Source organism: Acinetobacter sp. 24-47-67, from assembly GCF_056779735.1.
In genome coordinates, this window is record NZ_JBWYIK010000001.1 from 452961 (window position 1) to 476571 (window position 23611).

General features: G+C 37.4%; 25 protein-coding genes and 3 tRNA genes. 14 read left to right on the top strand and 14 right to left on the bottom strand.

All coding sequences use genetic code 11. The features are described 5' to 3' along the window. Positions 1-119 precede the first annotated feature (119 nt). A complete protein-coding gene (gene purD, locus AC1M9K_RS02370) occupies positions 120-1403 on the top strand; it encodes a phosphoribosylamine--glycine ligase (protein WP_481588398.1) in 1284 nt (427 codons plus the stop codon). Positions 1404-1456: 53 nt separating this feature from the next. Here the strand turns inward: purD and AC1M9K_RS02375 are convergent, their stop codons facing one another. Both AC1M9K_RS02375 and AC1M9K_RS02380 read right to left on the bottom strand, forming a co-directional pair. After that, the gene (locus tag AC1M9K_RS02375; protein ID WP_481588399.1) at positions 1457-1891 is read right to left on the bottom strand and encodes a PH domain-containing protein; all 435 of its coding nucleotides are present in this window, start codon (positions 1889-1891) and stop codon (positions 1457-1459) included. 169 nt (positions 1892-2060) lie between these two features. Continuing rightward, on the bottom strand, positions 2061-3476 hold the full coding sequence (locus AC1M9K_RS02380) for a cytochrome P450 (RefSeq protein ID WP_481588400.1): 1416 nt from the start codon (positions 3474-3476) through the stop codon (positions 2061-2063). A gap of 219 nt (positions 3477-3695) precedes the next feature. On the opposite strand from AC1M9K_RS02380, the gene AC1M9K_RS02385 reads away from it, so the two are divergent. From AC1M9K_RS02385 to AC1M9K_RS02400, 4 genes are all read left to right on the top strand, one after another. Then, on the top strand, positions 3696-4778 hold the full coding sequence (locus tag AC1M9K_RS02385) for an AraC family transcriptional regulator (RefSeq protein WP_481586976.1): 1083 nt from the start codon (positions 3696-3698) through the stop codon (positions 4776-4778). A gap of 363 nt (positions 4779-5141) precedes the next feature. After that, positions 5142-6011 (top strand): MetQ/NlpA family ABC transporter substrate-binding protein, encoded by an 870-nt coding sequence (locus tag AC1M9K_RS02390; protein WP_481588401.1) that lies wholly within the window; start codon positions 5142-5144, stop codon positions 6009-6011. A 71-nt stretch (positions 6012-6082) separates the two neighbouring features. Further along, positions 6083-7108: a methionine ABC transporter ATP-binding protein gene (locus AC1M9K_RS02395; protein ID WP_481588402.1), complete on the top strand. Its 1026-nt coding sequence runs from the start codon at positions 6083-6085 to the stop codon at positions 7106-7108. Beyond that, positions 7105-7800 carry a methionine ABC transporter permease gene (locus tag AC1M9K_RS02400; RefSeq protein ID WP_035267644.1) on the top strand — a complete coding sequence of 232 codons (696 nt, stop codon included), beginning with the start codon at positions 7105-7107 and terminating at the stop codon, positions 7798-7800. The genes AC1M9K_RS02395 and AC1M9K_RS02400 overlap by 4 nt, the downstream gene beginning before the upstream one ends. A 39-nt stretch (positions 7801-7839) precedes the next feature. Here AC1M9K_RS02400 and AC1M9K_RS02405 read toward each other — a convergent pair whose 3' ends face one another. Further along, positions 7840-8199 (bottom strand): DUF4951 domain-containing protein, encoded by a 360-nt coding sequence (locus AC1M9K_RS02405; protein WP_481588403.1) that lies wholly within the window; start codon positions 8197-8199, stop codon positions 7840-7842. Positions 8200-8451: 252 nt separating this feature from the next. Between AC1M9K_RS02405 and gloB the strand changes: the two genes are divergently transcribed. Then, positions 8452-9183 carry a hydroxyacylglutathione hydrolase gene (gene gloB / locus AC1M9K_RS02410; RefSeq protein WP_481588404.1) on the top strand — a complete coding sequence of 244 codons (732 nt, stop codon included), beginning with the start codon at positions 8452-8454 and terminating at the stop codon, positions 9181-9183. Positions 9184-9439: 256 nt separating this feature from the next. After that, entirely contained in the window at positions 9440-9643 is a 204-nt protein-coding gene (locus tag AC1M9K_RS02415) for a hypothetical protein (RefSeq protein ID WP_035267651.1), read from the top strand. A gap of 153 nt (positions 9644-9796) precedes the next feature. Here the strand turns inward: AC1M9K_RS02415 and AC1M9K_RS02420 are convergent. The 5 genes from AC1M9K_RS02420 to AC1M9K_RS02440 form a co-directional block, all read right to left on the bottom strand. Next, positions 9797-9881, bottom strand: a tRNA-Leu gene (locus AC1M9K_RS02420). A gap of 38 nt (positions 9882-9919) precedes the next feature. Next, positions 9920-9993 (bottom strand) — tRNA-Trp (locus AC1M9K_RS02425). Positions 9994-10031: 38 nt separating this feature from the next. Beyond that, a tRNA-Leu gene (locus AC1M9K_RS02430) sits at positions 10032-10116 on the bottom strand. A 108-nt stretch (positions 10117-10224) separates the two neighbouring features. Beyond that, positions 10225-11082: a protein kinase domain-containing protein gene (locus AC1M9K_RS02435; protein ID WP_481588405.1), complete on the bottom strand. Its 858-nt coding sequence runs from the start codon at positions 11080-11082 to the stop codon at positions 10225-10227. Beyond that, entirely contained in the window at positions 11018-12562 is a 1545-nt protein-coding gene (locus AC1M9K_RS02440; protein WP_481588406.1) for a DUF3336 domain-containing protein, read from the bottom strand. Before AC1M9K_RS02440 ends, AC1M9K_RS02435 begins: the two co-directional genes overlap by 65 nt. 205 nt (positions 12563-12767) lie before the next feature. Between AC1M9K_RS02440 and AC1M9K_RS02445 the strand changes: the two genes are divergently transcribed. Then, complete coding sequence (locus AC1M9K_RS02445) at positions 12768-13640, top strand: ATP-binding protein (RefSeq protein WP_481588407.1); 873 nt, start codon at positions 12768-12770, stop codon at positions 13638-13640. Between the two features lie 390 nt (positions 13641-14030). Beyond that, the gene (locus AC1M9K_RS02450; protein ID WP_481588408.1) at positions 14031-14795 is read left to right on the top strand and encodes a hypothetical protein; all 765 of its coding nucleotides are present in this window, start codon (positions 14031-14033) and stop codon (positions 14793-14795) included. Here AC1M9K_RS02450 and AC1M9K_RS02455 read toward each other — a convergent pair. Continuing rightward, positions 14724-15602, bottom strand: a complete 879-nt coding sequence (locus AC1M9K_RS02455; RefSeq protein WP_481588409.1) for a LysO family transporter — start codon at positions 15600-15602, stop codon at positions 14724-14726. The two genes, AC1M9K_RS02450 and AC1M9K_RS02455, sit on opposite strands and share 72 nt — an antisense overlap. 330 nt (positions 15603-15932) lie before the next feature. Here AC1M9K_RS02455 and AC1M9K_RS02460 point away from each other — a divergent pair, with 330 nt between their 5' ends. From AC1M9K_RS02460 to AC1M9K_RS02470, 3 genes are all read left to right on the top strand, one after another. Continuing rightward, a complete protein-coding gene (locus AC1M9K_RS02460) occupies positions 15933-16487 on the top strand; it encodes a DUF4385 domain-containing protein (protein WP_481588410.1) in 555 nt (184 codons plus the stop codon). A 152-nt stretch (positions 16488-16639) separates the two neighbouring features. Beyond that, positions 16640-17167, top strand: a complete 528-nt coding sequence (locus AC1M9K_RS02465; RefSeq protein WP_092766154.1) for an Ail/Lom family outer membrane beta-barrel protein — start codon at positions 16640-16642, stop codon at positions 17165-17167. Between the two features lie 152 nt (positions 17168-17319). Next, entirely contained in the window at positions 17320-18267 is a 948-nt protein-coding gene (locus AC1M9K_RS02470) for an aldo/keto reductase (RefSeq protein WP_481588411.1), read from the top strand. Between the two features lie 47 nt (positions 18268-18314). Here AC1M9K_RS02470 and tsaD read toward each other — a convergent pair whose 3' ends face one another. Next, a complete protein-coding gene (tsaD, locus tag AC1M9K_RS02475) occupies positions 18315-19331 on the bottom strand; it encodes a tRNA (adenosine(37)-N6)-threonylcarbamoyltransferase complex transferase subunit TsaD (RefSeq protein WP_035268741.1) in 1017 nt (338 codons plus the stop codon). Between the two features lie 144 nt (positions 19332-19475). Between tsaD and rpsU the strand changes: the two genes are divergently transcribed. Next, positions 19476-19691 (top strand): 30S ribosomal protein S21, encoded by a 216-nt coding sequence (gene rpsU, locus AC1M9K_RS02480; RefSeq protein WP_001136722.1) that lies wholly within the window; start codon positions 19476-19478, stop codon positions 19689-19691. A gap of 33 nt (positions 19692-19724) precedes the next feature. Then, positions 19725-20171: a GatB/YqeY domain-containing protein gene (locus tag AC1M9K_RS02485; RefSeq protein ID WP_035268744.1), complete on the top strand. Its 447-nt coding sequence runs from the start codon at positions 19725-19727 to the stop codon at positions 20169-20171. Positions 20172-20284: 113 nt separating this feature from the next. On the opposite strand, the gene AC1M9K_RS02490 is transcribed toward AC1M9K_RS02485, so the two are convergent. The 4 genes from AC1M9K_RS02490 to AC1M9K_RS02505 all read right to left on the bottom strand — a co-directional run bounded on the left by AC1M9K_RS02490 (position 20285) and on the right by AC1M9K_RS02505 (position 23587). Next, on the bottom strand, positions 20285-20647 hold the full coding sequence (locus AC1M9K_RS02490) for a hypothetical protein (RefSeq protein ID WP_035268745.1): 363 nt from the start codon (positions 20645-20647) through the stop codon (positions 20285-20287). Positions 20648-20710: 63 nt separating this feature from the next. Beyond that, positions 20711-21082: a GFA family protein gene (locus tag AC1M9K_RS02495; protein WP_481588412.1), complete on the bottom strand. Its 372-nt coding sequence runs from the start codon at positions 21080-21082 to the stop codon at positions 20711-20713. Between the two features lie 9 nt (positions 21083-21091). Next, entirely contained in the window at positions 21092-22531 is a 1440-nt protein-coding gene (locus AC1M9K_RS02500; RefSeq protein WP_257227566.1) for a M48 family metalloprotease, read from the bottom strand. A gap of 96 nt (positions 22532-22627) precedes the next feature. Continuing rightward, on the bottom strand, positions 22628-23587 hold the full coding sequence (locus tag AC1M9K_RS02505; RefSeq protein ID WP_481588413.1) for a 2-hydroxyacid dehydrogenase: 960 nt from the start codon (positions 23585-23587) through the stop codon (positions 22628-22630). Between the last annotated feature and the right edge of the window lie 24 nt (positions 23588-23611).

Genomic DNA, 23611 nt, shown 5'->3' on the forward strand with positions numbered 1-23611 from the left:
GATGACTTCTCATAAGTCACCTATAACACTGATAAGAGATTTTTAATCTTGCCTAAAGTCCTCTTCTATTCATTTAGTTGAGGACTTTATGTCATTTTCGATTCATGGAGTATGAACCGATGAATATTTTAGTTTTGGGTAATGGCGGTCGTGAACATGCGTTAGCATGGAAAATCGCTCAAGATGAAAAAGTAGCTAAAGTTTTCGTTGCACCGGGTAATGCTGGCACAGCAACTGAACCAAAATGTGAAAATGTAGCACTTAACATTTTAGATAACCCTGCCATTATCGACTTTGCAAAAAATAATGCCGTGGACCTGATTGTTGTCGGTCCTGAAGCACCGCTTGTAAATGGTGTAGTCGATGCTTGTCGCGCTGCAGGTGTGAAAATTTGGGGTCCTACCCAATTTGCAGCGCAATTAGAAGGCTCTAAAGCATTTGCGAAGCACTTCCTGAAACGTCACAACATCCCAACGGCTTTCTATGACGTGTTCACAGAAGTCGATGCTGCTAAGGAATTTGTTGAGAAAAATGGTGCGCCGATCGTGATCAAAGCTGATGGTCTTGCTGCTGGTAAAGGCGTGATCGTTGCGATGACCAATCAAGAAGCATTCGATGCAATTGATGACATGCTTGCAGGCAACAAATTTGGTGATGCAGGTTCACGCGTTGTCATCGAAGAGTTCTTGGCAGGTGAAGAAGCATCTTTCATTTGTATGATTGATGGCGACAACATTTTACCTATGGCTACGTCACAAGATCATAAACGTATCTTTGAAGGTGACCAAGGTCCTAACACGGGTGGTATGGGTGCTTACTCTCCTGCTCCTGTTGTGACGGCTGAAGTTTTTGAAAAAACCATGAATGAAGTGATGCGTCCTACCGTTGAAGGTATGAAAAAAGACGGGCACGTTTATACAGGTTTCTTATACGCAGGTTTGATGATTGATGAACAAGGTCAGCCTAAAGTAATCGAGTTTAACTGTCGTTTTGGTGACCCTGAAACTCAACCGATCATGATGCGTTTAAAATCATCTTTAGTTGATTTAGTTGAAGCAGGTATTGAAGGTAAACTTCCTGCAGAAGCTGAATGGGATGAGCGTAAAACTGTCGGTATCGTACTTGCATCCAAGGGCTACCCTGAAACCTCTAGCAATGGCGATGTGATTTCTGGTTTAGATACGGAAATGGCAGATGCGAAAGTGTTCCATGCAGGTACGAAAGCCAATGAGAATGGTGACATCGTAACTGCTGGTGGTCGTGTCCTTTGCGTGACTGCACTTGGTAATACCATTGGTGAAGCACAAGCAAAAGCTTTAGAGCTTTGCCAAAAAGTAACGTTTGACGGCGTTCAATACCGTAAAGATATTGGTTACCGCGCGATTGCTCGTGAAAATGCTTAATACAGTTTAAGTATTAAAAAACCCCGCTTTGTGCGGGTTTTTTAATTAATTTCTTAAAGTTCAATTGTTGTTTTATCATCTAATTCATCAAGATAATGATTGACTGATTTTCTAAAATCTAATGGTTTAGCAATATATGGAATTGGGGCATTAGAACCACCAGTTCCTCTAACAATAATTGAACCAAAATTAAATATGCGACCTAGGATACCTTGATCTACACCAAGACTCTCTACACGATTGATTTTAAGTTCAATTGTATTACGGCGAATTAACCCAGTTTTAGCAATAATCCTTCTATTCGTTATAGCTAGCTCTGTGGTCCATACGTTAATAATAGCTACTAAAATAAAAATTAGACCAATTCCAGCCATAGGTAACAATAATACCCCTATAATAATATAGCCAATTTGAGACATCCAAGACACATGTGCCCTTTCTAATATTTTTTCGTCTCTAGCTAGATTAGACTCAATGTAACTACCCATCACTACCTCATAATTATAAATTGTGCTTAATATTAGGATTTATTGAAAATATTTATATTGCTTGCAACAATATCTAACATTCCAATTCATTTCAACAAATACACAATAATTAATAAATAGTTAAATCATAATCTAAAGTAGTCCTTAAACCCTTAGAAAGAGCTTTTCCTTATTCCTGATTTACTTTAGGATGCAGCTTTACCATCATCTTAGAATATCCACGAACAAAATTAGACTGAACAATCTCAGGTGTTTCAAGCACTTCAATTCTGTCATAACGTTTGAGAATCTCCTCCCAAAGAATGGTCAATTGCATCTCAGCTAAACGACTACCCATACAGCGATGAATTCCATAACCAAATGATAGATGTTTTTTCACATTTTCACGGTCAATACGAAATTCATCCGCATTTTCAAACACAGTTTCATCACGGTTAGCAGACGCATACCACATAACAACTTTGTCACCTTTACGGATATACTGACCTTTATAAATTAGATCTTGAGTCGCTACACGGCGCATATACGCCAATGGTGTCTGCCAACGAATAATTTCACTAACCATATTAGGCAACAGATCAGGATTATTCTTCAGCTTGCCTAATTCCTGAGGGAACAAATGCATTGCGTAAACCCCGCCCGACATCGAGTTACGAGTCGTATCATTCCCGCCTACGATTAATAATGCCAAATTCCCCAGAAACTCTAATGGTCGCTGAATCAGATCATTTGTCTCATCACTCCGAATAAGCATACTCATCAAGTCAAAACTTGAAGCCTCACCTGCTTTTATACGTGCAGCCTTATCATGCCAAAGTTGAGACAAATCTCTCACCATCTCTTTTAAACCATCAAAAGTATTTTCAATAGTCATCGTACCGCCTGTCGTACCTGGTGATGAGGATGCAATTTCAGACCAATAGACCAATTTACGGCGTTCTTCGTAAGGAAAATCTAGCAATGTTGCCAACATTCTTGAGGTCAGTTCAATTGATACTCGATCTACAAAGTCGAAAGCTTCATTTAAAGGCAAGTGATCAAGTACGTCTTGGGTACGTGTCCGAATCAAGCTTTCCATGTCTTTCAAGTTTTTTGGTACGAAAACCCCCTGCACAGCTTTACGCTGAATATCATGCTTCGGTGGATCCATCGCAATAAACATTTCAAGCTCTAAACCTTGCGGTTGCTCACCCAACATAATGATCGGTTCTGAAGAGAAAAGCTGATGATTTTTATCAACGTACATGACATCTTCGTACTGTGTCATCGACCAAAAAGGACCAAATAAACTGTTTGATTGATAATGTATCGGTGCATCTTTCCGTAATCGTTTAAAAGCATCCTTCCATACACCTTGCTTGTATAAAAAAGGGCTACTGACATCAAGCTCTTGTAAGGTGCAAACATTTGGATCTGGAAGTCGAGTTTCTTCAATTTGATCAAAATCAGGATTCTTAAATAAGCTACTTTTTAATTTATGGTACACATGGGCAGCTTTGATATGATTTTCTAAGGGAATATAGCGAGCGCTAAAATTCACCAAATCTACTCGAACAGCATTCATTTTTTTGACTAAATTATTCATGACAATGTGTCCTATGTGATCTCATCTTTAAATTTATATTCAGCCTTTATTCCATTAAGCTGATGATCTAAGTTTGAGCATAGAATTTTAAAAATACACAATCAGGTCATTTTTTGACATTAATAAGTCATTTTTTGACATTCTTTTTATTCAAATTAGCAGCTCTAATGAGGCTAGATTTAAGAATGATCAATATCACGCTATCTGGACTTATGTATGATGTCTAAAGGAATAGAACATAGCAATCAGGACGATAATGCAATTCGGGCATTGATTCCCTGCGCATATGTCAGAATCATTGCGCAACAATTGGGAGGTGGGCTGCGTGTATTCCCAACTTTATTGAATGACACATCTCTGACTGCTGAATTTATTCAACAGGAAGATTCCCGGATTTCAGCATCTGATTTTATTCGTATATTTGACAATGCATTGAACATGGCAGATGTTCCCGACTTCGGTTTAGAACTTGGACATCGCCTTAAACCAACGACTCATGGCGCAATGGGCTTTTTGATGCACAGTTGCCCAAACCTTTATGCTGCACTTGAAGCGATTCAACATTATCTACCTACTCGAATTGGATTTGCAGAAGTCATTCTCGAAATGCGTGATCAGCAGATGAATTGTAAAATTCAATTTAATATCGATTGCTCCACCCTTGTATATCAAAGCATGATCGAGTCTTGCATGGTGGTATTTAAAGAGTGTGCTGAATTTATTTTAGGTAAGCCATTAACTGAGGCGAAGTTGCTTTTTAGCTATCCTAAACCTGCTTACCATGCTGCTTATACAAAAATTTTTCAATGTGATTTCGCATTTTCACAATCTTTTGATGGCATTCAGATACCTTTATCTGTGTGTAAAATCCCGAATGCTTCAGCAAGTCAGGAGAACTATCTCATTGCAAAAAAACAATGTGAAAATGTACTTAAGGAACTTCTTACACCCCAAAATACTTATCAGTTTCGTGTCAAAAAAATACTGATTGAGCATTTATCAGATCCCAAAAATGAATCTGAGATTGCCGCTTCATTATTCATGAGCAAACGAACCTTAGCTCGTCATTTAGAAAAAGAAGGTTTAACCTTTAAAGAAGTCAAAGATCAGGTGCTTGCACAGCAAAGTGCTTATTTTCTTGAGCATACGCAACTCACGATTGAAACAATTGGTATGCTTCTTAATTATCACGATGCCTCAAATTTCAGACGAGCATTCAAGCGTTGGTTTGGTATGCCCCCTAGCCAATATCGGCAGAAATACAATAATGATCTTACCAAGCAAATTTCTAAATTAAATTAAATCCATATTTTTCATATTGATATATTAAATCATTATAAGGTGTTCGGCTGATAACGGGTCTTTCTAATTTTAAACACTCAAATTATAAGTATGATATTTAAAGTTTATTTATACATTCTCATAAATTGTATATGACGCTTTATGCTAAGCTAGTTCATTAACATCACTATATTGAATAAAAAAAAATTGTTATCATCAACCAACTTTTTTGTTATCAATGCTTAAATAATTGATAGCTAAATACCGAATTATCTCTAACAGATGAATAGCTTGAAGTGCTCTTGAAACAAGGACAGTTCATTTCACTATTCACCTCACTGCATATGTAAGTTGAAGATCGTTTCAACATACTCAGGAAATATCATGAAGAAAATTCTTGGTTTAGTTTTGGGCCTATCAGTGGGTATCGCTGGATGCTCAAAACAAGATGCTCCAGAAACCGCTGCAAACAACACGAATAAAGATTCAGTTCAAACCATTACAATCGCTTCTACAGGTTCAGATGCAGATATCTGGAAGTTCATTGCAAAATTGCCAGAAACTGAAGCTGCAGGTTTAAAGTTAGATGTTAAAAACTTTACTGATTATGTTTCAATGAACACTGCGGTAGCCAATAAAGAGATTGATATCAATGCCTTCCAATCATATGCATATATGGTTGCATACAATGATGCCAATACTCAAAAAATTGCGCCATTATCTACGACTTATCTTGAGCCAATGGGGATTTACTCAAGCAAAGTTAAAAATCTAAATGATTTCAAAACAGGTTCGACCATCGCAATTCCAAACGATGGTGCTAATGAATCACGTGCCCTTTTATTATTGCAATCTGCTGGTTTAGTAAAGTTAAAACCTCAATTTGACAATGTCAAAGGCACTACTTCTGATGTAACTGAGAATCCTAAACAAATCACCATCAAACCGATTCAAATGGCAACTGCGGTACGTGTGAAAGATGAAGTGGATGCCATTGTATTAGGCAACACCTTAGCAATGGAAGGTGGTTTGAACGTATTAAAAGATGCGATCTACTACGAGCCAATCGATCAAAGTACAAAAATGAATGTGAATGTACTGGCTGTAGCTGAAGGCCGTCAGAATGATCCTGTATTACAAAAGGTAGGTCAGCTATATCATACAGATGCAGTTAAGCAATATGTGAAAGAAAACTTTGGTGGCACTAAGGTTAATGTTGATAAACCAACAACATATCTCACAGAAGTTCAATAATTCTAGACTTCTGTATTTTTAACAGGCAAATTTAATTTGCCTGTTTTTCATTTTTAATAGTTCTTGACGTTATGATTGAATTTAAAAATATTAGTAAACATTATCAGCTTAAAGGCCAAACTATTCACGCCTTAGACAATATTAATCTGACGATTCCAGATGGAAGTATCTTCGGAATTATAGGCTATAGTGGTGCAGGTAAAAGTACACTGATCCGTTTGATCAATTTACTAGAAAGACCCAATCAAGGTCAAATGATCATCCACGGTCAAGATTTCACTGCTTTGAGCGCTTCAAAATTACGTCAAGAACGCGCCAATATTGGTATGATTTTCCAGCATTTCAATTTACTACAAACCAAAACCGTTGCAGCCAATATTGAAATGCCAATGAAACTCCTTGGCTGGAGTAAAGCTGAGCGTCTAAAACGCTTAGATGAGCTACTTGAGTTTATCGATTTAAAACATAAACGTGATGCTTTTCCAGATGAGCTTTCTGGTGGTCAAAAACAGCGTGTAGGTATCGCTCGGGCACTTGCCAATCATCCAAAAATTCTACTCTGTGACGAAGCAACATCAGCGCTTGATCCTCAAACGACAAAGTCTGTACTTGCCCTTTTGAAAAAAATTAATCAAGAGCAAGGAATCACCATTGTTATGGTTACGCATGAAATGGATGTTATTGAGTCGATTTGCGACTTTGTTGCAGTTATGGAGCAAGGCAAAGTGATTGAACACGGCAGTACTCTCGATATCTTTAGTCAACCTCAACACCCGACGACCAAAACATTTATTCAAACTGTTTTACAGCAGCAATTACCTATCAATATTTTAAATAACTTAGAAAATCAAAATCACCACAGTATTTATAGCTTGCAGTTCTTAGGTACTTCGGCCCAAGAAACTGTTGTGCAAGCTGCCATTAAACGATTTGATATTAGTCTCAATATTTTATTTGCCAACATGACCGAAATTAATGGTGCTGTGATTGGGCAAATGTTTGTGCAATTACTGGGTGATCCAGTCATTATTCAAGAAACCATCAGCTTTTTCCAACAACATGGCGTTAAAGTTGAGCAATCAGGAGTACGTGCATGAGAGATATGATTGTTCAATGGCTAACCGAAATTACTGAACCTTTTTGGAAAAGCTCACTTTCAATTGATCAATTTGTGACAGCCCTGCAAGAAACTTTTCATATGGTTTTCTTTGCAATGCTATTCGGTACGATTTGGGGTTTAATTCAAGGGATAACCCTACTTGTTACACGACCAAACGGGATTTTAGCCAATCGTGTGATTTACTATGGATTAAACCCTATTGTGAATGCATTACGTTCCCTCCCGTTTATTATCCTCCTGATCGCGGTTATTCCACTGACAAAAATGATTGTGGGTACTTCGATTGGGACATGGGCAGCTATTGTTCCTTTAACCATTTATGTAGGACCTTATATTGGTCGTCTGGTTGAAACTTCACTCCTTGAAGTCAACGAAGGCATCGTGGAATCAGCGCAAGCTATGGGCGCAACACCCCTACAAATTATTTTCAAGTTTATTCTACCTGAGGCACGCAGTTCCCTCATTCTCAATTTAACTACAGCTGCAATCAGCTTAATTGGTGCAACAGCCATGGCTGGCGCTGTCGGTGCAGGCGGCATTGGTGATCTTGCGATCTCCTATGGTTATCAACGCTTTGATACCAGTGTCGTTATACTCACCGTCATTGTTCTTTTAGTATTAGTACAATTGGTGCAAATGACAGGCGAAAAACTCGCCAAAATGCGATAGTAAATTAAAAAAAGATCTCAACTGAGATCTTTTTTAATATCAATCCATCCAAAGTGAAGCGATTTTTTCCATTAATTGCGCACGTAACGGCGCAGTCGGATTGCATGGATTACGCTTTGCTTCATGCGTATAAAACGCTTGCCATTCGCGTATCATTTCCAAACTAACACCTTGAGCTTTAAACTGATGAATGTCTTGCTTAGATACACTTTCTAAGCGTGCTTGAGCACCTTCTGGCCCTGTTGCCCAACCGATAACCCCTTGCCCAAAACTCGGAAGGCTCATTTGGTTGGGTGTTTGAGGAACCGCTTTACGTTCGATTGTCTCATTGACCTTACAGCTGCTTGGACGCTCGTATAATTGAGACTTTTGCAGTTGACCAACTTGAGAGTTCTGCATACAACCAACAAGAACAATCTAACTCATCACTGCGCTGATGCAAGCACTCAATCTCACTTTTATCATCATTTACTTTTTACTCGAAATTAGTTCATCAGATCATATAATCTTAAGCTAACAACAATGCACCTCATCAAATTCGAAATCAATATTTACAATACATCGCTGTTTAAAATTTGGGTGAATTTTACAATTTGATAAGCTTGATCTAGGATGAGATCAAATAAGTCACATGCTTTAGGATCGTTTAGGATGCGTTATCAAGTTCGCGTAATTGATGTTAACAATGCGCTACAAAACTATATATGGATTATTGAAGATACTGAAACCCAAGAAATTGCAGTGGTAGACCCTACAGAAGCCAATTTGGTGGTCAACTATTGTGACTCGAATGGTTTAACACTTAAGCAAATATGGCTTACCCACTGGCATAAAGACCATATTGGTGGTGTACCAGAGTTAATCGCGGAAAAAAATATTGAAGTTTATGGTCCACGCGAAGAATTATCTAAAATTCCATTTATCAGTTGTCCACTCAATCATGATGATAAATTTTATTTTAATGACTTAAAGCTTGACGTCATCGCTGTTCCTGGCCACACCTTAGGTCATATCGCAATATTTGCAGATGAAATCGACAGTTTATTCTGTGGAGATACCTTATTTGCAATGGGATGCGGACGCCTTTTTGAAGGAACAGCTGAACAAATGTATCAATCACTTAACCGACTTTCAGCGCTCCCTCCAAGAACTCAAGTCTACTGTACCCATGAATACACGCTCTCAAATGCACAATTCGCTTTACAAGTAGAACCTGAGAATAAGGCATTGCAAGAACGATTTGAGCAAGTTCAGAAACTTCGAGATCAAAATCAAATAACCTTACCTTCCACCATTGAAATTGAACTTGAGACCAATCCTTTCTTGCGCGTCAACAGTGCTGAAGAATTTAAACGTATTCGGGAAATGAAAGATAATTTCTAAATTTAGCATTATCTATTCAAATTACAGGTGTTTATTACTGAGCGATATTCGCTCAGTTTTTTTATCCCTTTCAGATAAAATTTTCTATTCTTTACTTCAACACTTCATAAAAAATTGATCAAATTTCTTCTTTCAATCGCATGAAATATATACTTATTTATAGAATTAAAATATATTTACATTAATTTAGGTTAAAGCCCTTTAAAAAGAACATCATTAACCTTATTAATATTTCATTAGTCAAAGGAGTTGTCTCATGAAGAAAGTGGTCAAAGCAAAAAATTTAATTGCATTCAGAATTTGGTTAGAAAAATTAGGGTATTCCGTTCGAAATTTAAAGGATAACCAAGGCTTCACTTTCAGTTTTAAAAAAGAATATGGTTTAGTGACATGTGACTTATCTGGAAATACTCTAGCAATGCAATTAGGTGAAGAATTCGAGGATCACTTAAAAGCTTAATCTCACCTTAATTCAACGGAATGAATACTAAATAGATCATCTTAATATTAATATCGCCTCTTTGTGGGCGATTTTTTTTGTTTGTATATTTTGGTCTTGTTTATATAAAAATATAGGCAATAAAAAAGCAAGGTATCAAACCTTGCCTTAATATGGTGGGGACGGAGAGACTCGAACTCTCACACCTTGCGGCGCTGGAACCTAAATCCAGTGCGTCTACCAATTTCGCCACGTCCCCTTTGAATACTCAATTATATTACTGAGCTTCATAAAACTTGGCAGAGGATCAAGGATTCGAACCTTGACGAACGGTTTTGGAGACCGTCATGCTACCATTACACCAATCCTCTATTTCACTTACTTCAGTCGTTCCACCTAGTAAATTACTTGGTGGGGACGGAGAGACTCGAACTCTCACACCTTGCGGCGCTGGAACCTAAATCCAGTGCGTCTACCAATTTCGCCACGTCCCCGATGGCTGTGTATATTATAGAGATCATTATCTCATGACAAGCCCTTTTTTTGAAAAACCTTATTGTTTGACTAAATATAAAACAATTATCCATTTTACTGGTTTTTCTTTAGACAAATTCGCTTAATATCTGTTTTAATTGATAAATATTATCCAATCTTTGTGATTTATTTTTCATCAACATCTGCTGGAGTACTGGTGTTAAGTCAGAAAAAGGCCTAATAATTTCAACTTTTAATTGCTGACAATGCCATTTTGCCCAATCTATATAGCTTTTTTTACGGATTGAGTACTGATTTAACCATTCTAACCAAATAATACCGAGTGCATATATATCTGATGCTTGTGATTTTGACTCACCATGAAACAACTCAGGCGCCATATACCTTGGTGTTCCATGTGTAGAAACTTGAGGATGGCACTCAAAGTGAAACATCTGTTCAAAATCAATTAATTTGGGTTGACCATTCAATATTCTAAAATGTTCTCTTTTGATATCTGCATGGACCAATCCTTGCTCATGAATCGATAGTAATGCATCTAGACTATGTAATAATAAATTGACCACATTTGAAAACTCATTGTGTGGGAAGGTCTGCATTTGAGTATAGACAGAATTTTCTACTTCAAATAGCGGCGCCGCATTTTCAATCAGAATCAATGATGAAGAATCATGTTTTGATGTAGGTGTATTGAATCTACTGTTTTCGTCATACACGATCTCAAACGGCACTAAGATCTTTGAAGAGCGAGTACTGAGTGATTGGTAGTGTTTTATCTCATTGTCGAACCACTGCTCATGCTGTGAACTGATACCCTGCTGTTGTCGCTTAACCCAATACGTTTGGTCGTCTATTTCGATACAATAAATTAGACGACCATACTGCTGACTTTGTTCAGAATTAACTGGTTGCCTGAGCAGAGGCTGAATGGTTTGCCACTGTAGATTGTTTTTTAAGAGATTCATTTTGCTGTTTCAGTTGCGTCAGCATATCCAAACAATGTTCAATGGTTTTTCCTATACGCGCATGTGTTTCAATACTGGACAGTTTTGACCAAGTTGCCCGTTCCCCTTCTCTTTGAAGGACTTTAAACAAATGAGGTCGCGGATTTTGTAACATATAATGATAATGTCGCAGACTATAATTACCTACAATATTTAAATCACCATAATAACGCTGATCAACAATACCATAACCGTGATCCAATAGTCGTCTAATCGTCGGCACACTGCCCATTCGGTCACGAGTGAAATTCATGACATCCATTGCAATCGTTTTACCATGTTTACGCACTAAACGTTGCGGCCAGCTGAGTAGATCTGTTCTAAAACGCTCCGCATCACTTTGCATGAATGGCACAATATGTGGATTCACCTGACTGGCAATGGTGTAATTAATATTGTAAAGACGAGCCATTTTTTCTTGTGGAAAATCACTTCTCACACTGCCATCCACCCAACGAATACTTGCCAAGTATGGTGTATGCACCCCATCATAACGCTTACTGGTCAGTCGTACTGGAGGAAATAAGATAGGAACCGCGCATGATGCCAATACTGCACTCCATACCAGTAAATCTGGTGCAGTATATTTATTCATGATACGAGCATCTTCCTGAGCGACATCATAAGGTGCGACACTGATATTAATATCAAGTCCAGACTTTTCATACGCTTCTTGAAATGTTAAGTCCCCTAAATTTTCCACTAAAAATTTCTTAAGATATCGCACATCAGCAATACCACCATTTCCTCTAAGCAACTCTTTGAAACTTCTAAAATGGAATGCCTCGCTATAAAAGCTCTCTCCTGTCAGCAGCTGATCAATATCTTTTTGATTAGAAACGCCTAACATCGCCGTCATTAACGCACCAGCACTCGAACCTGATAAAACTTTCGGCATCAAATCTTGTTCCATCAGCACCTTACACACGCCTGTATGAAACAAACCTAATGAGGCCCCACCTGAAAACATCATTGCTGGTTGACCATAGGTCAGTTGACAATTTTTAAAAAAATCAAATTTTTCTTGATGTGTCAAACCTGAACATTCATCTGAAGCGATATAAATTAAACTCTGTGAAACCTCTTCAATATAGTCCTCAATAAGTTTTTTAGTGCCAATATATGTTTGTGTGAACAGCATAGGATGACCAATATTGGCGACATCATGACTCAGGCCTTCTCGCAAAATATAGATCAGATCAATTACACGATGATTCAGCTTGTAACGGCGTAAGAGATTTAAACGATGCGATATAATTTCAGCATCAAAATAGGGTGAAGTATTATCAAACTTCCATTCCTGAGCGCCCGTCTCCTCATCCAGCTTTAAGGCAATGTCTTTCCACTCTTCATAGCTCTCCGCACGTTCAAGCTCATGTTGCATTTTTTTAATTCGATACGCTTGATGCGGATTAATTTGACTACGAGTGCCTAAAATCATTGAGCTAGTCCTTTGATTTTTATTAGTTCAATTAGTTTTGTTCAGTTTTTAAACTATGCAAAAAAAGCAGAAAATAATCAACTTAATAAAATTTATTTCTTGTATCGACCAGTCATCATAGATTTATCCCTTAGATCAGTTCACATCGCTGTCGTCATCATGTAGATTAAACTTGATTTTATTGAATTGTATTTCACGAATACCTATGGCGACTCTAGAACTACCAGATCAACTGTTAACAAAAATTTCTCAACTTATTGACCAACTTAATCACACATTATCTGAACCGAGTCAGGAAATTGATTTCTCAGCACTAGGATACAAATGGCAAAATAAACGGCTGATCCCCATTCAAAAACCTAAAATAATTCATCTTGATGATTTAAAAGGTATCGAAAAACAAAAAGAAAAAATACTGCAAAACACTGAACAATTTTTACAAGGTTTACCTGCAAACGATATTTTATTGACTGGATCTCGTGGAACCGGAAAATCATCTATCGTAAGATCTTTACTGTCAAAATATGCTGACCGTGGTTTACGCATCATTGAAATTGAGCGTGATAATCTGTCAGACCTACCAGAAATACAAAAAATTATTGAAGGTCGTCCCGAAAAATTTATCGTGTATTGTGATGACTTAGCCTTTAATGCTGAAGACGAAAATTATCGTAGTTTAAAAAGTGTGTTAGATGGTTCACTAGAGTCAGGTTCTGGCAACTTTATTATTTATGCGACCAGTAACCGCCGCCACCTACTCCCAGAATTTATGCATGAAAACACCCCGATTACTAAAGTGGACGTGCCTCAATATACTGAATTACATCCGCAAGAAGCGATCGAAGAAAAAATCTCATTGTCTGATCGTTTTGGTCTTTGGCTTTCATTCTACCCAATGGATCAAAATCTTTATTTAGAGATTGTAGAGCACTACTTAAAAAAATCTGATATTGAAATGACACCTGAAGTACGTGCTGAAGCGCTACGTTGGTGCCAAGCCAGAGGTCAACGCTCAGGTCGTTCTGCATTCCAATTTTCAAAACATTGGATCGGCTCTACTCAATTAAAGCGTGATTAAGCATTTACATCAGCTTCTGCAATAAGAAACTAAGATGGAATGACATCTTAGTTTCTCGACTTTCACTCTTTAATCTAAGTAATTAGCTTTTATTACGATAAAAGTTAATAAATTATTCATGAATAATTATAAAGATAAAATTAACAATTTAACTCATTGCTCTCTATCGATATCAAAAAAATTTAAATAAAAAAAATCTCAAATATTACTTTAAGCTATTAATTTAAATAAAATTTATTAACTAAATAAGAATTAAAAAAAATAATTTAAATTTAAAACAATATAACATAACAACCATTTTTTGTTTTTCGAAAAAATTAATGTAACCCAAACTTAACAATTCAAAAATAGTATGAGGGACGCAAATAATTATAGAAAAAGGGTGCATCCATGCTTCAAATTAAAAAATATAGTAACCAACATACACAATTCCCAGAAGTTCAAAATATATTAAAAACGCTTCATCAAGCGATCTTCATGACACCAGAGGGTTGTGATTTGAATGACATTGCGCAAGCCTATGCCCCCGATGATGCTGCAAGCAAACGGGTTTTGATCTATTTTGATGAAGAAAAACCTGTTGGTTTTTTATGTATGCAACGTTATGAAATTAAAAAGAATGACAAGACAATGAATGTTTTTCGCGGTCAAGCCGGTCTTCTTAGCACTTATCGGAAATCAAATCTGTTAAAATTCCAATATATTTATTTCATTATTTCTCAAATGCTCCGCCATCCAGCACCATCATATTTTTTTGCTGTGTGTTTACATCCCTCAAGTTATCGTGCAATTACACGATATGCTTTCAAAAAAAATACATGGCCTACTCGCCTAAACCTCGATAACAATACAGAAATGCAAGACCTTTGCACCCTATTCTCTCAGCAATTCAATTATCAACTTTCAAAATCTGGCCATGTTTTTATTTATAACGATGGTCTTGGAGGAACACGCGGTTGTAAGCACGAACACGATAATATGAATGAGGATGCTGCATTTTTTTTGAATCACAATGCCGGATATATCAATGGTGATGGCATGTTAGTGATTGCGAAAATCACTGTCTTTGAGGTGTTTTACCGTTTAACTTGTCATACTTTGGGTAAAATGAATCGCAATAAATATATTCAATGGACAAAACAGCGACAACAATAGTCCCGCTTTAAACGCATCTAGCACATATTGCTCACCACAATGTTGCTTAATCATCGGTAAGAATGCATCACAGGACAGTACACCTGTGGTGCTAATTGCTGCTTGTGGTCGATGTCTTCCAAAAAGCTGTAGAAAAATGATGGAAATCAATCCTCGGATCATATCCACAATTAAGGCTTGAACTGCCAATAAGGGATTTAGTTTTTGTGAAATCATCGCAGCAGACAGACTTGCCCAACCGAATCCAGAAAGCAATACAGCACTTTCCTTCCAAATTATCAGCATAAAGCAGGCAAATATTGTATTTGCCAATACCATTATGATTGGGAGTTTAAAATCATGCCATTGCAATGTTTTGATGTTAGAGGCTGATATAAAAACTCCGATCAAAAATAGAATAATGTAGATAAGCACGTTTTGAATACTTAAAGCTATTTGCTCATCTATTAAATCCATTCGATAAGTGAAGATCCCTCCCACAAACACCAAACTAAGCAAAAGATACACTGTCAATATTTTAATGATGTCCTTAATTTGGATTGTGCCTCGTTTACTGTTTTCCTGCTGTTTCTTCTTATAAAATAGAGAACTAAACCAGTAAGTAAATACGCATACCCCGATTCCAAGAAAAACTAACTTGTTCAAAACAGCTTTAGGATTTTCTAATGCGAGTAGGTTTGGCGCTGCGTAAACAGTGCAAAAAAATATAAATAAAATCAGGGCTAAAAAAAATACTTGTTCAATGTACTTTTTGGGATGAAATTTGCGACCATATAGATAGCCAAAAATGATGATGATAAGATCCAATCAGACTTCCAAAATTATTTTTATACGTATCGCTTAGATTAATCCATAGACATAAAATTAATATGACAAAATGTTTCTTATAGAGCATCGTCATGTCTCATCACTTTTGGCGGCTAGATTTTAAGTTTAAAACTTAATTTCGCCCCGCTATCGTCCATAGTCTAATTCGTTGTTTTGATTTCTCGTACAGTTTAATTTCAATCTTTCGGCGTGTTTAGCGCATCTCTTTAAAACAAATAATCACATTTTTAAAATATCACTCACAATTCTATAATCGTTTTTCATTTCAGATCACCTAATATATTTTTTAAAAGTACAAAAGAGAACGTGATGGCTTACAATCATAACGACCTTGATACCATCCCACATAGAAGCACTCGTGTTTATTCTCAAAGTTTTGACTACTCTTTGGACTTTAAAAAAATTAATTTCAGAGAGAGACCGGAACTCTATCGAATTGGTCGTGGTGAACAGGGTGTATTACTCGTCGAACCTTACAAATCTGAAATTCTGCCCTTTTGGAAATTTGCAGATGAAGATAAAGCTAGAGAGAGTTCTAATAAGATTTATCAACTCTTTCTTGAATATTTAGCAGTCGATGATTTTGTCGGTGCAGATATGGCTCGTAAATTTTTACAAATGGGTTATACCCGAGCGAGACGTTATGCAAACCATAAAGGTGGAAAAAAATATAAAGGTCCTGTACCTAATGACAAAAAAGGTTTAAGTGGTGCTCACGGGCGTGAAGAACTACCACGCCAACAAGAAGACCCTATTAAGGCTGCAGCAGCACGAATTTTTAAATTGAAATGGGATGAAGCTAAACAGCATTCCCACTATATTGCATTAAAAGAACAATTTAAAAACTCAATTGCGAGTCAATAAATACATTCTCACATCATTTATAATACAAATAAAATTATTTGTTTAGTTTTTATTTACAATAAAAAAATAGACAGTACAATAAAGTTTGCCAAAAAATGATCACCATTTTTTGCATTTAAAGATAAATAAATCACAAATAATGAGCATGCGCCATGATAACTAAATTTTTAAAATTGGGTTTAATCCTCTCGATGACCACTTTAACAACGACAACTTTTGCCCAACAACATACCGTTTCATTGGGTTATGCTCAGTCTGAAATTGAAAATGCGTTTGATATTCGTGGTGTTCACGCTCAATATCGCTATGAACTCGAGACTCCTTTAAGCGTTATGGCAACAATGTCGTATCAAACTGGTGATGAAACTTGGATTGAACCAGGTGAACGCCAAGATACAGATGTAAAGCATTTTTCTTTGCTAGCAGGCCCTGCATATCGTCTCAATGAAAATTTCAGTGTTTATGGTGTTGTCGGGATCGCGCATTCAAAAGTTGAAAGTTCATATCGCGCCTTGAACATATACGAAAACATGGATCTAAGTGAAACAGCATTTGCATATGGTGTTGGTATTAATATTAACCCTGCTCCGCAATATGCGATCAATATCGGTTATGAAGGCACTAAAGTTGATGGGGCTAAATTTGATGGGTTCAACATCAGCGCAGGTTATCGTTTCTAATTCAGTTTGAATACATAGAGAATTAAAAAAGAGGCTTTTTGCCTCTTTTTTGTCAAAATCATTGGATAATGTTTATACATTATTTGGATAGCTATAAATAGACGAATCCTATATAGCTAGAGTAAGTCTTATTATTCTACTTAGGATGTTTCATGCAAAAAAGAAAACTTGGACAAACTGATTTATTCATCTCACCCATCGTATTCGGAGGAAATGTATTCGGTTGGACGGTTGATGAAAAACAAAGTTTCAAAATTTTAGATGCACTGTATGAGCGTGGATTTAACACCATTGATACAGCAGACTTCTATTCCATTTGGGCACCAGGCAATCATGGTGGCGAGTCAGAAACAATCATTGGTAATTGGTTAAAACAAAATCCAAGTAAACGTGAAGACATCGTGCTATTTACTAAAGTCGGTTTAGATATGGGGATTCCCGGCCATCAAGGTTTATCTGAACGATGGATTATGCAAGCAGTTGAAGACTCACTTAGTCGTTTAAAAACAGATTATCTTGATCTTTATTTTGCACACTGGCCTGATGAAAACACACCTCATGAGGAAACATTATCAGTATTTTCAAAGCTCAAAGATCAAGGAAAAATTCGCGCCTATGGCACTTCTAATTTTTCAGCTGATCAATTAGACGCTTCTATTCAAGCTGCACAAAAGATTGGTGTGCAACATTATCAGGTTCTTCAACCTGAATATAATCTTTACGATCGCGATGTATTCGAACAAACACTGCAACCCATTTGTGAACGCCATCAAATTGGTGTAGTAAGTTTTTATAGTCTGGCTAGTGGATTTCTATCTGGGAAATATTCGTCATTAGACAATATTCAAGGGCGTCAACGTGCAGATACGCTTGTAAAATATTTTGATGAGCGAGGCTTAAACCTTTTAGATAAGCTCAGAGAAGTGGCATCGCGCCACAATGCGGCACCTGCTGAGGTAGCTTTGGCTTGGTTACTTGCGCAAAAGCATATTTCAGCACCAATCGCCAGTGCAACAAACCTTGAACAAATTACCCAATTTTCAAATGCAGTGAATCTTCAACTCTCACCAGAAGACATGCAAATTCTTTCAATAGTGTAAATATAAAAAAAGAGGCTATAAGCCTCTTTTTTATCGTGACCAAACATCTATGCTTCAGTCGGTTTTTTGAGTTCCGTCATCGGCCAACGTGGCGTCGTTGTCACGGCTAAGCCATCATGCTGTCCTGCTTTTAAGCGTTGATATCCAGCAAAAGCAATCATGGCGCCATTATCCGTACATAAAGCTGGTTCAGCATAATATACTTGAGCTTTTATTTTAGCTAAATCTGCTTCAAGACGTTCACGAAGACGCTTATTGGCACTCACACCACCAGCAATGACCAAACGCTTAAGACCAGTTTGCTTTAATGCTTTAACTGATTTTTTGACCAATGTATCAACAATAGCCTCTTGAAAACTCGCAGCAATATCAGCGTCTCGGTTTTCATCACCTAATTTTTTCATTTGGACAGAAACCGCTGTTTTTAAGCCACTAAATGAAAATTCCAAACCTTGATGCAACATAGGACGTGGAAATTCAAAAGCAGTGGCATCACCATGTTCAGCAAGTTTAGAGATATTTGGACCACCTGGATAAGGCAGCCCCATCATTTTAGCAACTTTATCGAATGCTTCACCCGCTGCATCATCGATTGACTCACCTAAGATTTCATAATGTCCAATATCATATGCCGCCATTAATTGTGTATGCCCACCCGAGACTAACAAGGCGACAAACGGAAATTCCGGTGGAGTGGCTGATAAGAGAGGCGCCAACATATGCCCTTCCATATGATGCACACCAATGGCTGGTTTATTTAACGCAAATGCAAGCGTACGACCAAACAATGCTCCGGTCATGAGTGCACCCATTAGGCCTGGACCACGTGTATAAGCCACTGCATCAATCTCAGATTTTTTGATTTGACTTTCTTCAAGCAATTGATTGATTAAAGGAATTAATTTACGAACATGATCGCGTGACGCCAATTCGGGTACCACTCCACCATATTCAGCATGCAATTTAATCTGACTATATAACACCTGTCCTCTTAAGCCGACTTCGCTGTCATAGAGTGCGAGACCAGTTTCATCACACGACGTTTCTAAGCCTAAAACGATCATTAAATTGCCTTTAACCCATTTCAAAATATTGCTAAAGCTATTATAGACTTGTGATATGAGATGTAAATGAGTAAAATACTGACCTTCACTTGTGACTCAGCGCAATTCGGTGCTTAGTCTTATCCATAAACTAGAGGATTCTTCATGCCACAAGTTAAATTGAAAGAAGGCGAACCAGTAGACGTAGCTATCCGTCGTTTCAAACGTTCATGCGAAAAAGCGGGTGTTTTAGCTGACGTTCGTAAACGTGAATTCTACGAGAAACCAACTCAAGAACGTAAGCGCAAAAAAGCTGCTGCTGTTAAACGCTACCAAAAGAAATTGGCGCGTGAATCAGTACGTACTACTCGCCTTTACTAAGATTAATTTGTGATTGACTGCTCGGATATATAAATGACTACTTTAAAAAACCAAATTACTGACGTTTTGAAAGCAACAATGCGTGCTAAAGAAATGGATAAGTTAACGGTGATTCGTAGTCTCCAAGCAGCAATTAAGCAAATCGAAGTCGATGAACGCGTAGAACTAGATGATAGTCGAGTTCTCGCGGTCATTGAAAAACAAATCAAGCAACGTAAAGAATCGATTAAAGCTTTTGAAAGCGCTAATCGACAAGACTTAGCTAGTAAGGAACAAGCCGAGGTTGAGGTTTTATCTCAATTTCTACCAGCAGCTATGACTGAGGAAGAACTTGATTCAATTATTGCGCAAACGATTGCTGCGCAACAAGCTACTAGCATGAAAGATATGGGTAAGGTGATGAATTCTCTACGTCCGATCATAGCCGGACGTGCCGATCCTGCACAAGTTTCGAGTAAAATTAAAGCTCAACTTTCTTAAGTTTTCGTATTATGTTTGATTTGGTCTATTTAATAATGGCATTAAATAGTCCAGTCTAAATCACGTATCCCCGATATTATTACAACAATACTTTTTAGTTTTTCACTTTCTGATTATTTAAGCTCACATTGAATATTATATCTTTGTAAAATCTGCATTTCTTTCGATTGCTTCACTTTCACAACAACATCCTGCTTACTCATTCTAGAGTAGGAAAATGGTAAATCCTTTCGATATTTATCCACCACCTGATAAAAGCCATCGACATAAGTTCCAACAATGACACAATATCTTTGAGTCTGATCAACACTAAACTGTGTTGTATTTGGCGCTAGTGTTTTTAGAAAATGCCTCATATCGGCATTATATATTTGCGATACAACTTCAATCTCTTGTGTAAATTTAACAGGAAGTGTTTCCGCATGAGTGAACACACCCACCCCAAACAACATCATAAAAAATAGTGGCAATTTCATTATTAGATTCAATCACATAATTTAAAATATTTATTCATTCATCATTCTAAAACAATCTAACCATTAAGAATGAATAGTTTCAATAAAGTTAGGTTTGTATTCCTGGAAAAACTCTTCATAAGGTGGCGGTATTTTCCCTTCAACCACAGAACCGAGCCTTAAACGTATAACGCCTGGTAAATCAAGCCGATGTGAATATAAAGGACTTCCACATTCACCGCAAAATACTCTTGCCTTTAACTCGGTATGAAAATAAGACTTAAGCACATCTTCACCAGAAATTAACTCGAAGTTTTCAAGCGGGATCGGGCTATTCCATGCAGCAAAACCGCCTTGAGCCAACTGACAGCGCTTGCAATAGCACAAGATACTTTTCTCAAGATCACCATGATAAATATATTGCACCTTTCCACATAAGCATTGACCTTTTATCATTTAAACCTCTTATAATTTTTGTTGACGCTCATCCTGCATCATCCGCAGTCTTTGATTGATGACTGCACTCATAGAGTTATTTTCCTTGGCTAAACGCTGAGCATGAATGAGTGAGCGAATCGCATTCTCTTCCGCTCCCTTCCAATATTCAACTTCAGCCCGATATCGCAATACATTTACAGTACGTAAAGGATTTTTAATATCTAAATTTGCCGCTTGTTGTCGAATGAACCATGCTTGCGTATCACGATTATTGATTTGGATAAATTTATTCGCCAACCTTTCAGCAGCAACAAAATTTCCCTGTCGAATATAAATTTCAGCTAATTTATAACTTAAAGCACGATTTTCAGGTGTTATTCGTTGGCGCACCAATATCGTTTCCTGCGCAGAATCAAATTGATTGGTCGCCAAGTAGATATCTGCTTGAATAAGCGCGATAAGCTGATGATTTGGCTGGACTTTCTTAGCAAGCTCAATTTCTTTTTGTGCTAGATCAAAATCACCACGCTTTAAATAAAAAGCAGACAGTGCAATTCTTCCAGCCAATGCATTTGCTCTCACCACTCCCTTTAACTGTTCCTCGTTGGTTTGATTGGTCACAACTGCGGTATACCACTTGATCTGATCAAACTCAGAGAGTGTGTTGCTATATGGAACTTTAGGAAGTTGATCTGCACGTAATCGAGCCTCGCTCATACGCTGAGTAGTCAAAGGATGTGTTAACCAAAAATCAGGAAGATAACTAATTTTTGGAGTCGCACGATTCATGGTTTCAAAAAACTCAGACATACTGTACGGGTTATATCCAGCACGATACATCAATTGCATTCCAATACGGTCTGCTTCACGCTCTTGATTACGACTATAACTTAACTGTCGATCCACCAATGCAGCTTGAGTTCCCATCATCAGGGCAGCACCTGCATTACCATCAGCTTGTGATGCAATTGCAGCACCTACTATGATACCAGCGAGTGCAAGCAATCCCTGCCCTTTAAAAGCCTCTTGAGAACGGCTATAGTGTCTTTGCGAGACGTGTGCCACCTCATGAGCAACCACACCCGCAACTTCATCCATGTTCTTTGCCGACGTAATTAATCCGCTATTCAATGCAAATAAACCGCCAGGTACAGCAAAGGCATTAATTTGCGGATCGTTTACAATCACCAAAGCAATTGGTTGACCCAACTGTGTTTGCGCAATAATTTTTCGGAATACAGCCATAAATTGATCTTCCAACCAAACATTGTTTAACACTGGAAGTTGTTGCTGTACTTGACGATAGACTTTTTCACCGATCATTTTTTCTTTTTGTTGATCGATAAATCCAACACCACTATTAATATCAGGCACTTCAAATTGAATTTTATTGGCATTGTAGAGTTCATCAGCCGCCGCTGAAAAACTCGAACTCGCTATCAATAAAGCCAAAATGATCTTCTTCAAACCTGTATTCCTAAACGTGTACTTCATCGACTATAACATTGAATAATGTGAAGATTAATGATGAACTGTTACGTTTATTATCATGCTCAACAGACTTTACTTATTCACAATATATTGAGGCTCATCCCCATCTAAGGCTTTTACCAGATTATCATAAGCAAGATTTGCCATTTTCATTCTGGTTTCTGCTGTCGCCGAACCTACGTGCGGCAATGTCACTACATTTTCCAATTGAAACAATGGTGATTCTTGGAGCGGCTCTTTCTGATAAACATCTAAACCAGCAGCAAAAATTTTGTGATTTTCAAGCGCCTCAATCAAGGCCGACTCATCCACAACTGATCCTCTGGCAATATTCACAAACACAGCATGTTTTCGCATTTTCTCAAATTGAGCTTGACCGATCAGCGCTTTCGATTGCTCATTTAAATCGACTGCAATGACGATAAAATCAGACGTTGAAAGTAAAGTATCAAGATCACAATATTTCGCCTTTAAAGGCTCAGCTCGCTCTATACATGGTTTTCGATTATGGTATTGAATATTCATATTAAATCCATAAAAACCACGTCGAGCTATCGCAGCACCGATATGACCTAAGCCAATGATACCGAGCGTTTTCCCATAAAAATCTTGACCAAATTGTGCAACACCAGCGGTACGCGTCCAATGTCCATGCTTTGTCCAAGAATCTAAATGTGTCACTTTACGAGCCGCACTCATCAATAAGGTAAAAGCCAAATCAGCAGTCGTCTCTGTCAACACATGAGGCGTATTGGTCAACCAAATACCCTGTTGTTTTAAATATTCAACGTCGTAATTATCATAGCCCACACTGACCGAAGAAATAATTTTAAGTTTTTTTGCGGTCTGTAAGTTGTCTTGATTTAAACGACGCCCAGCGCCTATCATCCCATCTGCATCCGCAACTTCTCTTAAAAGTTGCTCATTAATGTCACCCTGTTTTGGATTAATTTGAACGACCTGATATTTCGATTCTAATTGATTTAATATTTTCGGATCTATCTGACTAAATACCACAACCTTTTTTTTCATAAAACTCCCTCTTTAGATCCAGTA

What these genes read in the sequence shown, in the direction of transcription:
- AC1M9K_RS02415 (WP_035267651.1), top strand. Translation starts at nt 9,440, where the DNA reads ATGAAGAAAGTGGTCAAAGCAAAAAATTTAATTGCATTCAGAATTTGG.
- AC1M9K_RS02405 (WP_481588403.1), bottom strand. Translation starts at nt 8,199, where the DNA reads ATGCAGAACTCTCAAGTTGGTCAACTGCAAAAGTCTCAATTATACGAG.
- AC1M9K_RS02400 (WP_035267644.1), top strand. Translation starts at nt 7,105, where the DNA reads ATGAGAGATATGATTGTTCAATGGCTAACCGAAATTACTGAACCTTTT.
- AC1M9K_RS02445 (WP_481588407.1), top strand. Translation starts at nt 12,768, where the DNA reads ATGGCGACTCTAGAACTACCAGATCAACTGTTAACAAAAATTTCTCAA.
- AC1M9K_RS02380 (WP_481588400.1), bottom strand. Translation starts at nt 3,476, where the DNA reads ATGAATAATTTAGTCAAAAAAATGAATGCTGTTCGAGTAGATTTGGTG.
- AC1M9K_RS02460 (WP_481588410.1), top strand. Translation starts at nt 15,933, where the DNA reads ATGGCTTACAATCATAACGACCTTGATACCATCCCACATAGAAGCACT.
- AC1M9K_RS02505 (WP_481588413.1), bottom strand. Translation starts at nt 23,587, where the DNA reads ATGAAAAAAAAGGTTGTGGTATTTAGTCAGATAGATCCGAAAATATTA.
- AC1M9K_RS02395 (WP_481588402.1), top strand. Translation starts at nt 6,083, where the DNA reads ATGATTGAATTTAAAAATATTAGTAAACATTATCAGCTTAAAGGCCAA.
- AC1M9K_RS02385 (WP_481586976.1), top strand. Translation starts at nt 3,696, where the DNA reads ATGTCTAAAGGAATAGAACATAGCAATCAGGACGATAATGCAATTCGG.
- AC1M9K_RS02465 (WP_092766154.1), top strand. Translation starts at nt 16,640, where the DNA reads ATGATAACTAAATTTTTAAAATTGGGTTTAATCCTCTCGATGACCACT.
- AC1M9K_RS02375 (WP_481588399.1), bottom strand. Translation starts at nt 1,891, where the DNA reads ATGGGTAGTTACATTGAGTCTAATCTAGCTAGAGACGAAAAAATATTA.
- AC1M9K_RS02490 (WP_035268745.1), bottom strand. Translation starts at nt 20,647, where the DNA reads ATGAAATTGCCACTATTTTTTATGATGTTGTTTGGGGTGGGTGTGTTC.
- AC1M9K_RS02485 (WP_035268744.1), top strand. Translation starts at nt 19,725, where the DNA reads ATGACTACTTTAAAAAACCAAATTACTGACGTTTTGAAAGCAACAATG.
- gloB (WP_481588404.1), top strand. Translation starts at nt 8,452, where the DNA reads ATGCGTTATCAAGTTCGCGTAATTGATGTTAACAATGCGCTACAAAAC.
- tsaD (WP_035268741.1), bottom strand. Translation starts at nt 19,331, where the DNA reads ATGATCGTTTTAGGCTTAGAAACGTCGTGTGATGAAACTGGTCTCGCA.
- AC1M9K_RS02450 (WP_481588408.1), top strand. Translation starts at nt 14,031, where the DNA reads ATGCTTCAAATTAAAAAATATAGTAACCAACATACACAATTCCCAGAA.
- rpsU (WP_001136722.1), top strand. Translation starts at nt 19,476, where the DNA reads ATGCCACAAGTTAAATTGAAAGAAGGCGAACCAGTAGACGTAGCTATC.
- AC1M9K_RS02495 (WP_481588412.1), bottom strand. Translation starts at nt 21,082, where the DNA reads ATGATAAAAGGTCAATGCTTATGTGGAAAGGTGCAATATATTTATCAT.
- AC1M9K_RS02440 (WP_481588406.1), bottom strand. Translation starts at nt 12,562, where the DNA reads ATGATTTTAGGCACTCGTAGTCAAATTAATCCGCATCAAGCGTATCGA.
- AC1M9K_RS02470 (WP_481588411.1), top strand. Translation starts at nt 17,320, where the DNA reads ATGCAAAAAAGAAAACTTGGACAAACTGATTTATTCATCTCACCCATC.
- AC1M9K_RS02435 (WP_481588405.1), bottom strand. Translation starts at nt 11,082, where the DNA reads ATGAATCTCTTAAAAAACAATCTACAGTGGCAAACCATTCAGCCTCTG.
- AC1M9K_RS02390 (WP_481588401.1), top strand. Translation starts at nt 5,142, where the DNA reads ATGAAGAAAATTCTTGGTTTAGTTTTGGGCCTATCAGTGGGTATCGCT.
- purD (WP_481588398.1), top strand. Translation starts at nt 120, where the DNA reads ATGAATATTTTAGTTTTGGGTAATGGCGGTCGTGAACATGCGTTAGCA.